Source organism: Streptomyces kronopolitis (assembly GCF_050953795.1).
GTDB lineage: Bacteria > Actinomycetota > Actinomycetes > Streptomycetales > Streptomycetaceae > Streptomyces > Streptomyces kronopolitis_A.
This window is the reverse complement of sequence record NZ_CP191850.1, coordinates 5,701,121-5,713,677: the sequence shown is the minus strand read 5'-3', so window position 1 is coordinate 5,713,677 and position 12,557 is coordinate 5,701,121. Positions and strand designations below refer to the sequence as shown.

The following is a 12,557-nucleotide window of genomic DNA, read 5'->3' as shown; positions in this document are numbered from 1 at the left end:
TTTGTCCCGATCCGGCTGCGGAGCACCCGACGAGCGCCCAGGTGGGCCGCGATCCGCGGAATGGTGTGACACATGGAGCGTCCCGTGTTCCGCGGGCCCTCTGGAGATTTCGCCGAGCCAGAGGGTGAGGCATATGCCATCGTCGACGGCCGGGGCACGGTGCTGAGCTGGAGTACGGGAGCACAGCAGCTCCTCGGCCATGCGGCGGACGAGGTGCTGGGGCACCCCGCCCACACCCTGCTGGACGACCCCGCCGGGGCGGCGGGGCTCGCGGAGCGCTGCCGGGACGACGCTTCTCCGGCGCTCGGCGAGCTGGTCCTGCGGCATCGCGAGGGGCGCCCGGTGGAGGCCGTGGTGTGGGTGCATCGCCTCACCCCGGCCGGCGGTGACGGCCACTGGCTGGTCCGGGCGGTGGGCGCCGACTCCGTACGCCGGCAGAATCTCGCCGATTCGCTGCTCAGGGGCCTGTTCGCCGAATCGCCCGTGCTGATCGACGTCTTCGACACCCGGCTCCGCTACCTCTTCCAGAACTCCTCGCGCAGCCGGGCCGCCGGCTGGGCGGACGAGGTCCTCGGGCACACCGTGGCGGAGGCCGCGCCGCCCGGTCTGATGGACTTCGCGGCGCTGGAGGCCCGGCAGCGGCGGGTCCTGGCCACGGGCGAGGCGTCGGTGGCCAACGAGGTACGCGGCCGGCGGCCCCAGGACCCGGACCGGGACAGCTTCTGGTCGGAGACCATCGTCCCGCTGCGCGACCGCGCCGGGGAGGTGATCGGCCTGGGGCACATGGTGATCGATGTGACCGAGCAGGCCCGGGCGCGGGAGCGGCTGGCCATCGTCGACGAGGCGGGCGCGAAGATCGGCAGCACCCTCGACGTCCTGCACACGGCGCAGGAGCTGGCGGATGTGGCCGTCCCGTTGTTCGCCGACCAGGCCTATGTGAACCTGCTGGACGCCGTGTTCAGCGGGGAGGAGCCGGTCGTCGGCCCGATCGCCGGGGCGGTGCCGCAGCGGCGGGCGGCGATGGCGTGCGTCCCCGACGGCCCGCCGGGGGCACTCGTCGCGACCGGCGAGATCGACTCCTTCGCCTCCGGGGCGAGTTCGCTGTTCAGCCGGGCGCTCAGCAGCGGCACTCCCCGGCTGCTGTCGGGTGAGGAGCTGATCGCCGAGATCTCCCGGGTGGAGCCGCGGCGAGCCGCGCTGGTCCGCGAATACGGCGTGCACTCCTGGCTCCTCGTGCCGATGTACGCGCGCGGCGGACCGCTGGGCACGGTGGTGTTCGTGCGGTTCCATCGTGCCCACGGCTTCGAGCGGGACGACGTGCTGCTGTCCGAGGAGGTCGTGGCGCGGGCCGGCGTGTGCATCGACAACGCGCGGCGCTACACGCAGGAGCGGACGACGGCGTCGGCGCTGCAACGCACCCTGCTGCCGCGGGAGCTACCGGTGCTCAGCGCCGTGGAGGCGGCGTCCCGCTACCTGCCGGCCCGGGGCCGTACCGAGCTGGGAGGCACCTGGTTCGACGTGATCCCGCTCTCCGGCGCGCGGGTGGCGCTGGTGATGGGTGGTGTGGCCGGGCAGGGCCTGGAGGCGGCGATGACCATGGGGAGGCTGCGGATCGCGGTGCGGACGCTGGCCGATCTCGATCTGGCCCCCGAGGAGTTGCTCACCGTACTGAACGACCAGATCAACCGGTTCATGGACGAGCCCGGTCCGGGCGCCCGGGGCGAGGGGCCGACCGCCGGGGCATCCGGGAGCACCTGTGTGTACGCGGTCTTCGACCCCCTCTCGCGGCGGTGCACCGCCGCCGTCGCGGGCCATCCGCTGCCCGTGCTGGCGTCGACGGACGGGCAGGCCGAGCTGCTCGACCTGCCCGGCGGGCCGCCCCTCGGCCGCAGCGGAGCCACCTTCGCGAGCGGCGAGGTGACGCTCACCGACGGCGATGTGCTGGTCCTGTACACCAGGGGCCTGGTGGAGTCCGGGCAGCACGGCTCCGGCGCCGGTCCCGGCACCGGCCTCGACCGGCTCCGTGAGCTGCTGTCCGGCCCCGCCCTCACCTCGGCGGTCAGGCTCGCCAGCGTCTGTGACACCGTGGTCGGCCGTCTTCTGCCCGGCAGCCCGCAGGACGACGCCGCCCTGCTGGTCGCCAGGGTGCGCGGGCTGGATCCGGACCGGCACGCCACCTGGGAGCTGGCGGCCGAGCCCGAGGACGTGGGCCGGGCCCGGGCGCTGGCGACGGCGAAGCTGACCGAATGGGGCCTGGCGGAGCTGGAGTTCAGCACCGAGCTGGTGGTCAGCGAACTGGTCACCAACGCCCTGCGCTACGGCAGCCCGCCCATCCTGCTGCGGCTGATCCGCGACCGCACCCTGATCTGTGAGGTGACGGACGGCAGCAGCACCTCCCCGCACGTCCGGCGGGCGCTGGAGACCGACGAAGGAGGCCGCGGCCTCTACATGGTCGCGCAGCTCGCCGAACTCTGGGGCACCCGCTACCACACCCGCGGCAAGACCATCTGGGCCCAGCAGCCGCTCCCCGACGGGCACCCCGCGTCCCCGCGGTAGGGCCGTCGGCGGGGCGGGCGGCCCCCCGGCGTGCGGGGCCCCCGAGCCGGCGGGTCAGCGGCCGATCTCCCAGGCGAAGGGCGGGAGTTCCCGGGCCCGGAAGTAGATCTCCAGGGACTGCGGGGCGGGGACGAACGGGTGGACGCGGGCGCCGTCGAGGCCCGCGAGCAGGCGGGCGCAGTGCTGGACGCAGCCGGCGACCTCCCGGCCGTGGCGGTCGACGATGGTGGCGGCGTCGTGCGGTCCCTCGCACGGGGTGGGGTCCTTGGCGGCGGCGGCCGGGCAGCGGACGCGGGCGGTGGACGCGGCGGCCGGGCGCGGAACGGGGAGGTCGGGCGGCTGGTTCCTCATGGTGTCCCCCTGATGCGGTGGTACGTGCCGTGGGCTGCCGGTGGCGGGCCGGCCGAGGGGTGCCCGCCGTCCGGTGCCCAGGACAGTGCTGCTCGGCGCGGAAGGCGTCCATGCCGCCTTGGCGAAGACCTGGTCGGATCGTCAGCTCTTCATGGGAATGCGTGAAACGGGGGCGTACGGCCGGGTCAGGAGCGGTCCGGGCGGGGCACGGCGAACGGCTCCAGCAGCAGCGCGAGGCACAGCAGAACGGTGGCCAGGAGCCAGCCGCCGACGACATCGCCCGGCCAGTGAACGGCCAGGTAGACACGCGTGAGGCCGACGCCGGCGGCCCAGAGGGCGAGCACCGCCCACCCGGCGCGGGCGGCCGCGGGCCGCACCCGCCGCGCAAGGCCCCAGGCCAGGAGGCCGGCCGCCAGCGCCGAGGTGGTGGCGTGGCCGGAGGGGAAGGCGTAACCGGAGGCGTACCCGGCCCAGTCGGCGGCCGGTGGGCGGGGGCGGGCGAGCAGTTCCATCAGGCCGTAGCGGATGCCCTGGCCGGCGGCGAGGACGAGGACGGCGCAGCCCACCGTCCGCAGCCGCCCGCGCGCGCCCCGGGCGGCCAGCATTCCGGCGAGCACCGCCAGCAGATACGGGACCGGGCCGGTGCCGGTGGCGCTCAGGGCGCGGGCGAGCGCGGGCAGCGGCTCGCCGTGGTGGGCGGCGGTCCAGTGGACGGCGGCCCGTTCGGGGGCGAGCGGGGCGCCGTGGCGCAGGGACACCGTGACGGCGAGAGCGGCGAAGAGCGCCGCGCAGACCGCGGCGACGGTCAGCAGGGGGCGGACGCCGGGGCCGCGCCGCGGCGCCTGTCCCTCGGGCCCCGGCGGCGGCCCGGGCGCCGTCACCGGGCGGCCACCAGGGGCCGCAGCCGGGTGGAGCGGACCCGTGCGACGGCGGGGCCCGCATGACGGGCGAGGGGAGCCAGGAGCCACCCGAGGAGGGCGCCGACGAGCAGGCCGGCGACGACGTCGTGCGGGTAGTGGGCGCCGACCCAGATGCGCGAGGCGGCCATCAGGAGGGCGGCCGGGACCGCGATCCGGCCCAGCTGCCGGTCGGCCAGCAGCAGGGCGACGGCGGCGGCCGCCGCGATGGCGGAGTGGTTGCTGGGGAACGACCAGTCGCCGGGGGCGGGACAGGCCTCGACGGTGACGGTGTGGAGCGTCTGACAGGGCCGCTGTTCGTCGAAGAGCGCCTTGACGACGGAGTTGGCGGCGTAGGCGAGGAGCACGACCACGGGGAGGGCCAGGGCGCCGGCCATCGCGGCGGGGGTGCCGCGGCGCGCCCGCCACCAGGCGATCAGCATCAGGACGGCGAAGACGCCGAGGCCGTAGTCGGTCCCGTAGGAGACGAGGGTGTTCAGGCCGGACGGGGCGTGCTGCGCCAGGCCGGTGATCCGGGTGTACAGGCCGCCGTCTATCGAGGCGCCGCCGAAGGCGAGGTGGTTCACGGGTACTCCTTGGCGGTTCAGCGGTGGTGCGGTGGTACGGACGGCGCGGGGCGCGCCCCGGGGCGGTGGCCCGGCGCCCGGTGACGGGGCGGACAACCCCGTTCACCTGCGGACATGCAGCGGCGGCGGCGATGTCGGCGGCCGCTCGCATAATGAGTGACGGGCCTGCCCCCTGACCGACCGGCCGACTACAGTCACGTAGACGGTCCTCGGAACTGTAGACGACGAAAAGGTGAAGGGCGTTCCATGTCGGAGACATCACCTGCTCAGCGGCGCCCCGCCGGAGAGCTGGAAGCGAGCGTGCTCGCGGCGCTCTGGGCGGCCGGGGGCCCGCTGAACCCGGCCGGGGTGCAGAGCGCGCTGGGCGGCCGGCTGGCGCGCACCACCGTCACCACCATCCTCACGCGGCTGCACGACAAGGGAGCGGTCTCCCGCTCCCGGGCCGGCCGCGGCTTCGTGTACTCCCCGATACAGGACTCCGCGGGGCTGACCGCCCGGCGGATGCGCAGTGAGCTCGACAAGCAGGACGACCGCGGCACCGCCCTCGCCCGCTTCGTCTCCCAGCTGACCAGCGAGGACGAGCAGCTGCTGCGGTCCCTGCTGGAGTCGGCGGAGGACGACGCGCCGGGGCCGCCCGCCCCCGGACAGCCCGGGGCCGGCCCGTGATCTTCGCCGTCTGGATCCCGCTGCTGGTGCCGCTGCTCGCGGTGCCGGCCGCCCGCCGCCTGGCGGAGTCGCTGCCCCCGCGCGCCGCCGCCGGGCTGCTGACCGGCTGCGCCGCCGCACTCGCGGGCTGTACGACCGCGGCGCTCGGCCTGCTGCTGGCCGCCGGGGTGCTGCGGCTGCCCCCGGTCGCCGCCCTGGGCCACCTCTCGCCGCCACTGCTCGGCGACCGCGGCGACGGCGCCGCGACCGTCCCCGCGGCCGTCGCCGCCGCCGTTCTACTGGGCGCCGGCGCCCTCGCCGTCGCGCGCCACGCCCGCCGGCACCACTCGGCGCTGCGCACCGCGCGGCAGGCCGCCGGCGCCCACCCCGCCTCCGGCGATCTGGTCGTCCTCCCGGACCCCGTGCCCGAGGCCTACGCCCTGCCGGGCCGGCCGGGCCGGGTGGTGGTCACCGCCGGGATGCTGCGGACGCTGACCGCGGCCGAGCGGGAGGCGCTGTTCGCCCATGAGCGGGCCCATCTCGCGGGCCGCCACCATCTGTTCCTGCTCACGGTCACGCTCGCCGCGGCCTGCCATCCGCTGTTGCGCGCACTGCGCGCGCCTTTGGAGTACGCCCTGGAGCGCTGGGCCGACGAGGCCGCCGCCTCCCGGGTGGGCGACCGCCGGGTCACGGCCCGGGCCATCGGGCGCGCCGCGCTGGCCACCGGCCCGGACGCCGGGGCGCCGCACCGTCCGGGCGGGGTGCTCGCCGCGACGGCCGGCCCGGTGCCGCGCCGGGTCGCCGCGCTGCTGGCCGACGAGCGGGCGACGGGTCACCCCGTGGAACGGGCCGGTTTCCGGGGCCGCCGGCTGATCGCCGCGGCCCTGCTCGCCTGCGTCGCCTTCTCGGCGGCCGCCGCCCTGGACGCCGCGGCCGATCTGCACACGTCGGTGGAGGTGGCCCAGGGGGAGGCCCCGCACTGAGGGTCGGCGGTGGGCCGGGGCCGGGACGTCAGGCGCCTCCGGGCTCGCGCCCCGGGCGCGTCCGGGGCGCGGCGCCGCTCCCCTGCCCCGTACCGACCGTGAACCCGAGCGTGGCGCCGCCGCCCGGGCGGCGGGCGGCGAAGGCGTGGCCGCCGTGGGCGGTCGCGATCTCGCGGACGATGGCGAGGCCGAGGCCGGAGCCGGGCAGTCCGCGGGCGCCCGCGGCGCGGTAGAAGCGGTCGAAGACCCGGGTGAGGTCCGCCTCGGCGATCCCGGGGCCGCGGTCGAGCACCTCGCAGCGGGCGCCGGTGACCTGGACCTCGATCGGCTCCGTGCCGCCCGCGTCGAACTTGGCGGCGTTCTCCAGCAGGTTGGTCAGCGCCCGGTGCAGCGCGGCGGGCCGGCCCTCGACCACCGCCGGGGCGGTGGTCCGCACGGTGATCTCGCGGCCGGTGCGGCGGCGGGCGGAGGCGGCCGCCTTCTCGGCGACCTCGGCCAGGCTCACGTCGGACAGCGGATCGTCGTCCCGCTGCCCGGCGGCCAGGTCCACCAGCTCGTTGACCAGATCGCTCAGCTCCCTGGCCTCGCCCGCCAGGTCGGCGAGCAGCTCCTCGCGGGCCTCCGGCGGCAGCTCGTCGAAGCGCTTGAGCAGCGAGATGTTGGTCCGCAGCGAGGTCAGCGGGGTGCGCAGCTCGTGTCCGGCGTCCTGGACGAGGCGCTGCTGGTCCTGGACGGCGCTGGCCAGCCGGCCGAGCATGTCGTCGAAGGCCCGCCCGAGCCGGGCCACCTCGTCGCGCCCCGCCACCGGGACCGGGACGTCCAGCCGCCCGTGCTCCGCCACGCTCTCGGCGACCGAGGTCAGCCGCACCAGCCGGCCGGTGATCCGGCGCGCCAGCCACCAGCCGCCCGCCCCGGACAGCGCGATGACCGCGGCGGCCAGCAGGGCGGTGCGCTGCTGGAGCGCGGAGAGCAGGTCCTCGGTCTCGCTGAACTTCTGGGCGACCTGGACCGCCCCGCGGCCGCCGCCGAGCGCGACGGTCGCGACGTGGTAGACGTCGTCGCCGATGTCCGCCTCCCGCTCGGCGGAGTGGCCGGCGCGCTCGTCCCGGGCGATCCGCTGTTCCGCGGCGCCGGCCGGCAGGGCCGGGCTGCCGCGTTCCACGATCCGGCCGCCGGCTCCCAGGATCTGCACATCGGTGCGGGTGGGCCGGGTGAGGTCGTCGCGCGGCCCGTCGTGGTCGGGGTCGGAGGAGGTGTAGTCCCCCGGCGCCAGCGGCTTCTCCTGCACCTGGGTGCGCAGATCCCCCACGACCTCGGAGAACACCGACCTCTCGTCCACCCGTACCAGCCGGGCCGCCGCGTCGTAGCTGAGGAAGCCGACGAGGACGGTCACCGCGGCGGCGCCGGCGGCGAAGGCCACCGCGAAGGCGGTGCGCAGACTGGCCGGCTTACGGGTGCGCAGCCAGGCGGCCTGCCCGCCGCTGCGCCAGGACCGCAGCCGGGAGACCAGCCGGGCCCGCAGCCGGGCCCGCCGGCCCCGCCCGGTCCGGGCGTTTGGACCGCTGCCGCCGCTGCCGGGCCCGGCCATCTCAGTCCTCCCGCAGGACGTAGCCGACGCCGCGCACGGTGTGGATCAGCGGGCGGCTGCCCGGGACGTCGACCTTGCGGCGCAGATAGCCGACGTACACCGCGAGGTTCTTCGAGCCCGGCCCGAAGTCGTAGCCCCAGATGCGGTCGTAGATCGTCGAATGGTCCAGGACGATCCCGGCGTTACGGGCCAGCAGCTCCAGCAGTTCGAACTCGGTGCGGGTCAGTTCCAGCTCCCGCTCCCCGCGCCAGGCGCGTCGTGAGGGGCCGTCGATGCGCAGGTCCGCCGCCTCGACCACCCCGCTGTCCACGGCCCGGGCCTCGTCCGCCTCCCCGGCGCCGTCGGCCCCCGCGGGGCCCTCCGTCCCGGCCGGGACCGCCGAGGTGCGCCGCAGCAGCGCCCGCAGCCGGGCGAAGACCTCCTCGACCTCGAACGGCTTGACCACGTAGTCGTCCGCCCCGGCGTCCAGCCCGGCGATCCGGTCGGCGGTCTCGACCCGGGCGGTCAGCATGAGGATCGGGGTGCGGTCCTGCTCGGCCCGCAGCACCTGGCACACCTGGAGCCCGTCGATCCCCGGCATCATCACGTCCAGCAGGATCACATCCGGCCGTTCGCGGTGCGCGGCGGCCAGCGCCTGGATCCCGTCCGCGACGGCGGTGACCCGGTAGCCCTCCAGGGTCAGGGCACGCTCCAGCGCGGTGCGGATGGGGCGGTCGTCCTCGGCGAGCAGCACGGAATGGGTCACGCGGGCCAGTGTGCCAAGGCCCCGGTGGCGCGGCGGCGGGCGGCCGGTCCGGCAGCGGGTTTCTTACCCGCCTCTCACCCGTGGTTCTTACCGGGCTCTCACCAACCGTCCGGTATTGCATCGGATGAGCGCGTAGCCGCTGCGTATGAGGTCGTCGGGCTGACCGATGCGCTGAGTTTCACAGTACCGCTCAGAGCGCTGACCTGGGGCACTTCCCAAGGATTCGCATTTGATGCATGATTTGCGCATCTGGCGGGAGGTCGTTGATGGCTCGATCCAGGCTGCCCGACCTCGCTGGGGCGGCTCATCTGGAGTTGGTCCCCGGGGTACGGCAGCTGCACCCCGAGGACGCGATGGTCGACGCGATGTTGAGCGGTTGGCGTTCGCAGCAGCTGTCCCGGAACCTGAAGCACGGAACGATCTACGACCGGATGCGGATCGTCAAGAAGTTCCAGGACTTCAGCGCCGAGTACCCCTGGCAGTGGTCGGCCGGCCACATGGATGACTGGTCGGCCACCTTGACCAGCGAGCGGCACCTGGCGGCATCGACTGTCCGCGGTTACCAGGGTGCGGTGCGGCTGTTCACCGAGTTCCTCGTCGACCCGCGGTACGGGTGGGCGCCGGTGTGCGAGACCGCGTTCGGCACCTTCCCGGTGGCCATTTGCCACGAGTGGAACACCATCCCTCACCTGCAGGAGTACGAGGGGCAGCCGGAAGCGCGGCCCTTCAGCCGGGAGGAGCTCCAGCTCTTCCTCGACTACGCCGACGACCAGGTCGAGCGTGCGCTGCGGTCGGGGCGCAAGGGCGCGCTGGCGGCCTACCGGGACGCGACGATCTTCAAGACGATCTACGGCTGGGGGCTACGCCGGACCGAGACCTCCAAGCTCGACTTGCTCGACTTCGGGCGCAATCCGAAGGCCCGTCAGTTCGGCCGGTACGGCACGCTGATGGTGCGCTTCGGCAAGGCGAAGAGAGGCCAGCCGCCGCGCCGGCGCAACGTGCTCTCGGTGATGGACTGGGCCGTGGAGTCGGTCCAGGACTATGTGGAGAACGTCCGACCGAGGTTCGGGTTCCCCAACAACCCCGCCCTGTGGGTCACCGAGCGCGGCGGCCGGGTGCGGCCGGCCCACATCAACGACCGTTTCGTGGAGTACCGCGACGCCCTGGGGCTGCCGAAGGAACTCGTCCCGCACTCCCTGCGGCATTCTTACGTGACACATCTAACGGAGGACGGCGTGGACCGGCGCTTCATCCAGCAGCAAGTCGGCCATGAGAACGACAGCTCGACGGCGATCTACACGCACGTCAGCGACGACTTCATGGACACCGCGCTGCAGAACGCGCTCGAGCCGGCCTTCGTATGACTTCGGCCGGGAGAGAGGGACTGATCCGATGAGCGCCGCGAAGCTCGACTACCAGTGGAACCTGCGCAAGGTGATGGCGGAGCAGGGCATGTTCTCCACCAGCGACCTCATCCCGCTGCTGGCCGAGCGGGACATCACGCTCTCCTCCAGCCAGGTCTACCGCCTGGTCGCGGAGCGACCGGAACGGCTGAGCCTGAAGGTCCTCATGGCCCTCCTGGACATCCTGAACTGCCAGATGGACGACCTGATCGAGCCCATCGCCGCGGCTTCCAGCAGCAAGGCTCCGCGGAAGGCGGCGGCAGGCCAGAGTGCACCCGAGGCCGCGCTGGGTGACCTGCGGCCCAAGCGCGCTCGGATCACTCCGACATGATCCCGGGGCACGAAGGCGGCGGCGATGCGCTGGACGACATCACGGGACTGATCTGCCAGGTGGAGCGGCACCTGCCCGCCGCACTGGTCCGGGAGACCGTGGCGAGCACCGTCCAGGGACCGGTCACCCGTCGCCGAGTCGAGCAGGAACTGCGGCGCAACCCCCAGGTGCTGGCTACCGGGCGGTCTCCGTCGATGTGGTCGGTCGGGCGTCTGCTCGTCGCGTTGAAGAAGGCCGGGGCCCGGGAGGTCTCCGCGCCGGTCTGCTGCGACTGCGGGAAGGAACTGCGTACGCCGTGCAGCCGCCGGGGCGGCTACTGGACCTGCAAGACCTGCGAGCGGCCGAACGAGGTCTGTACGGGGTGCGGCCGGGTACGCCGGGTCAGCAAGCGCGACCGACACGGGCAGCCTCTGTGCCAGAAGTGCCCCGACGACGGGAGCGACGAAGGCGACCTGGTGGAACTGGTCTCCCAACTGGATCCGACGCTGTCCGCGGACGCCGTGGCGAAGGCACTGGGGCAGGTGGCGGCCAGACCCGCCGTCCGGCGCCGACTGGCGCGCACCGTGCTGGAGCAACCCGACCTCCTGACCGGGGAAGGGGCCCAGGCACCGGAACCGGTGGCCCTGCACTTCCTCGAACTGCTGGTCGCCGCCGGCGCCACGAAGCTGGTCCTGCCGCTGTGCCCCAGGTGCGGCCACCAGCGGCCCCTGTCTCCGATGCTCGACGGCGTCCGGGTCTGCCAGCCGTGCGACAAGGACGCGCGGTCCAAGCCCTGCACCCGATGCGGCGACCGACGGCCCCTGGCCTGGAGGGACGAGGCCGGCCTGCTGGTCTGCGGCGCCTGCCGGAGCCGCGACCCGGTGGTCCGGGAGCGATGCTCGGGCTGCGGCAAGCAGCGTCCCGTCGCTCACCGCACCGGCCAGGGCCCGTTGTGCAACAACTGCCGACCCCGCCGCACCGGCACCTGCTCGCTGTGCGGCCGCGAGAAACACGTCGAGATCTCACAGGTCACCGGCCTGCCCTGGTGCCCACCGTGCGTCGGCCGATGGATGCGCTGCAGCCGCTGTTCCACAGTCGCTCCCGTGCGCGCAGGCACCCGCGACAAACCACTCTGCGCCCGCTGCCACAACTCCGATCCAGCCTTCTGGAGGTCCTGCGGCCGCTGCGGCACCGGCTGGCAGATCTCCTCCGCTCCCTGTCAGCGGTGCCAACTCGACGTCCACGTGGACGACTTGCTCGACCGGCCCGCCAGCGGGATACGGCCGGACCTGCTCTCCTTGCGTACCGCGCTGCTGGGCGTCGAACGCCCGGATACGGCCCTGCTCTGGCTCCGCAAGCCCGAGGTCGAGGCGGTCGTCACCCGGCTGCGGGACCAGACCGGTCCGCTCGGCCACAGCCTGCTCGACGAGCTGCCGCAGACTCCCACGCTCGCGCACATCCGCAGCGTGCTGGTCGCGGCCGGAACGCTGCCGAACCGTGACGAACTGTTGGGCGCGCTCGAGGCATTGGCCCGCGAGGCCGTCGACGCGCGCACCAACCCCATCGAGCGCCGGATCCTGCACGGCTACGCACACTGGCGGCTACTGCGACGACTCCGCCAGCGCGTCAAGCCCGGCGAGTCCACCACCCGCCAGCAGTACCTGAACATCCGCCGGCTCCTCGCCGCGGCCGTCGCCTTCCTGGACTGGCTGTCCGAGCAGGGGCGCACGATGGCGACGTGCACCCAGAGCGACGTCGACGTCTACGTCCCTCCGAAGGGCATCCGTCCCAGGGAGACCATCGCGTTCCTCCACTGGGCGTTGGCACAGGGCCATGCGTCGGGGATCGTCCCGCCACGTCGCGTCCAGCACCGCGTCAGCGGCCCCTTCGACGAGGACCAGCGGTGGGCCGCCGCCCGCCGACTCCTGCACGACGAGGACCTACGCCCGGCCGACCGTGTGGCCGGCCTGGTGATCCTGCTCTACGCCCAGCAGCTGTCGGCGGTCATCCGGCTGAAAGCCGATCAGGTCACCGAGGACGACGGCAAGGTACTCCTGCACCTTGGGCCCTCCCCGATCCGGCTCGCGCCCCCGCTCGACCAGATCATGCGAGAACTGTTGGAGACCCGGCGCGGCCGATCCCTCCTCGGCGCCCCCGCTGACTCACCATGGCTGTTCCCGGGGAACCGCCCAGGCCAGCACATTAGCGAGTCCGGGATGCGCAAGCGCCTCACCAAGATCGGCGTCCGCCCCGGAGCCAGTCGTAACGCTGCACTGTTCGCGCTGGCCACCGAGGTGCCAGCGGCGATTCTCTCCCGCAAGCTCGGCCTGACCGTCGACGTAGCGGTCTCGTGGCAGCGTTTGTCGGCCGGGGACTGGATGGCCTACGCGGCTGCTGTCAGCCGCCGGTCGAGCGCGAGGTCCCGATCACCGAAGGCGCCGTCCCGACCCTAGAGCATGCTCGTTCGATCATGGTGCTGCAGGGTGGCGAAGT

11 protein-coding genes are annotated in these 12,557 nt (G+C 74.1%); 6 read left to right on the top strand and 5 right to left on the bottom strand.

What is annotated here, in order from left to right; all coding sequences use genetic code 11:
- Nucleotides 1-72 precede the first annotated feature (72 nt).
- Nucleotides 73-2,556 (top strand): SpoIIE family protein phosphatase, encoded by a 2,484-nt coding sequence (locus ACQP17_RS25415; protein WP_433858351.1) that lies wholly within the window; start codon nucleotides 73-75, stop codon nucleotides 2,554-2,556.
- A gap of 54 nt (nucleotides 2,557-2,610) precedes the next feature.
- Here the strand turns inward: ACQP17_RS25415 and ACQP17_RS25410 are convergent, their stop codons facing one another.
- The 3 genes from ACQP17_RS25410 to ACQP17_RS25400 all read right to left on the bottom strand — a co-directional run bounded on the left by ACQP17_RS25410 (nucleotide 2,611) and on the right by ACQP17_RS25400 (nucleotide 4,390).
- A complete protein-coding gene (locus ACQP17_RS25410) occupies nucleotides 2,611-2,907 on the bottom strand; it encodes a hypothetical protein (protein ID WP_433858350.1) in 297 nt (98 codons plus the stop codon).
- 185 nt (nucleotides 2,908-3,092) lie between these two features.
- Entirely contained in the window at nucleotides 3,093-3,788 is a 696-nt protein-coding gene (locus tag ACQP17_RS25405; protein WP_433858349.1) for a phosphatase PAP2 family protein, read from the bottom strand.
- The gene (locus tag ACQP17_RS25400; protein ID WP_433858348.1) at nucleotides 3,785-4,390 is read right to left on the bottom strand and encodes a phosphatase PAP2 family protein; all 606 of its coding nucleotides are present in this window, start codon (nucleotides 4,388-4,390) and stop codon (nucleotides 3,785-3,787) included. Before ACQP17_RS25400 ends, ACQP17_RS25405 begins: the two co-directional genes overlap by 4 nt.
- 246 nt (nucleotides 4,391-4,636) lie before the next feature.
- On the opposite strand from ACQP17_RS25400, the gene ACQP17_RS25395 reads away from it, so the two are divergent.
- Both ACQP17_RS25395 and ACQP17_RS25390 read left to right on the top strand, forming a co-directional pair.
- Complete coding sequence (locus tag ACQP17_RS25395) at nucleotides 4,637-5,056, top strand: BlaI/MecI/CopY family transcriptional regulator (protein WP_433858347.1); 420 nt, start codon at nucleotides 4,637-4,639, stop codon at nucleotides 5,054-5,056.
- Nucleotides 5,053-6,018 carry a M56 family metallopeptidase gene (locus ACQP17_RS25390; RefSeq protein WP_433858346.1) on the top strand — a complete coding sequence of 322 codons (966 nt, stop codon included), beginning with the start codon at nucleotides 5,053-5,055 and terminating at the stop codon, nucleotides 6,016-6,018. The genes ACQP17_RS25395 and ACQP17_RS25390 overlap by 4 nt, the downstream gene beginning before the upstream one ends.
- Before the next feature lie 28 nt (nucleotides 6,019-6,046).
- On the opposite strand, the gene ACQP17_RS25385 is transcribed toward ACQP17_RS25390, so the two are convergent.
- Entirely contained in the window at nucleotides 6,047-7,606 is a 1,560-nt protein-coding gene (locus ACQP17_RS25385; RefSeq protein ID WP_433858345.1) for a HAMP domain-containing sensor histidine kinase, read from the bottom strand.
- Nucleotide 7,607: 1 nt separating this feature from the next.
- Nucleotides 7,608-8,351, bottom strand: coding sequence for a response regulator transcription factor (locus tag ACQP17_RS25380; RefSeq protein WP_364877599.1), 744 nt, complete (start codon nucleotides 8,349-8,351; stop codon nucleotides 7,608-7,610).
- Nucleotides 8,352-8,617: 266 nt separating this feature from the next.
- On the opposite strand from ACQP17_RS25380, the gene ACQP17_RS25375 reads away from it, so the two are divergent.
- The 3 genes from ACQP17_RS25375 to ACQP17_RS25365 are packed head-to-tail and all read left to right on the top strand — an operon-like array spanning nucleotide 8,618 to nucleotide 12,517.
- Complete coding sequence (locus ACQP17_RS25375) at nucleotides 8,618-9,715, top strand: tyrosine-type recombinase/integrase (RefSeq protein ID WP_433858344.1); 1,098 nt, start codon at nucleotides 8,618-8,620, stop codon at nucleotides 9,713-9,715.
- Nucleotides 9,716-9,743: 28 nt separating this feature from the next.
- Entirely contained in the window at nucleotides 9,744-10,085 is a 342-nt protein-coding gene (locus tag ACQP17_RS25370) for a helix-turn-helix domain-containing protein (protein ID WP_331746744.1), read from the top strand.
- Nucleotides 10,082-12,517 carry a site-specific integrase gene (locus tag ACQP17_RS25365; RefSeq protein WP_433858343.1) on the top strand — a complete coding sequence of 812 codons (2,436 nt, stop codon included), beginning with the start codon at nucleotides 10,082-10,084 and terminating at the stop codon, nucleotides 12,515-12,517. The genes ACQP17_RS25370 and ACQP17_RS25365 overlap by 4 nt, the downstream gene beginning before the upstream one ends.
- Nucleotides 12,518-12,557 lie beyond the last annotated feature (40 nt).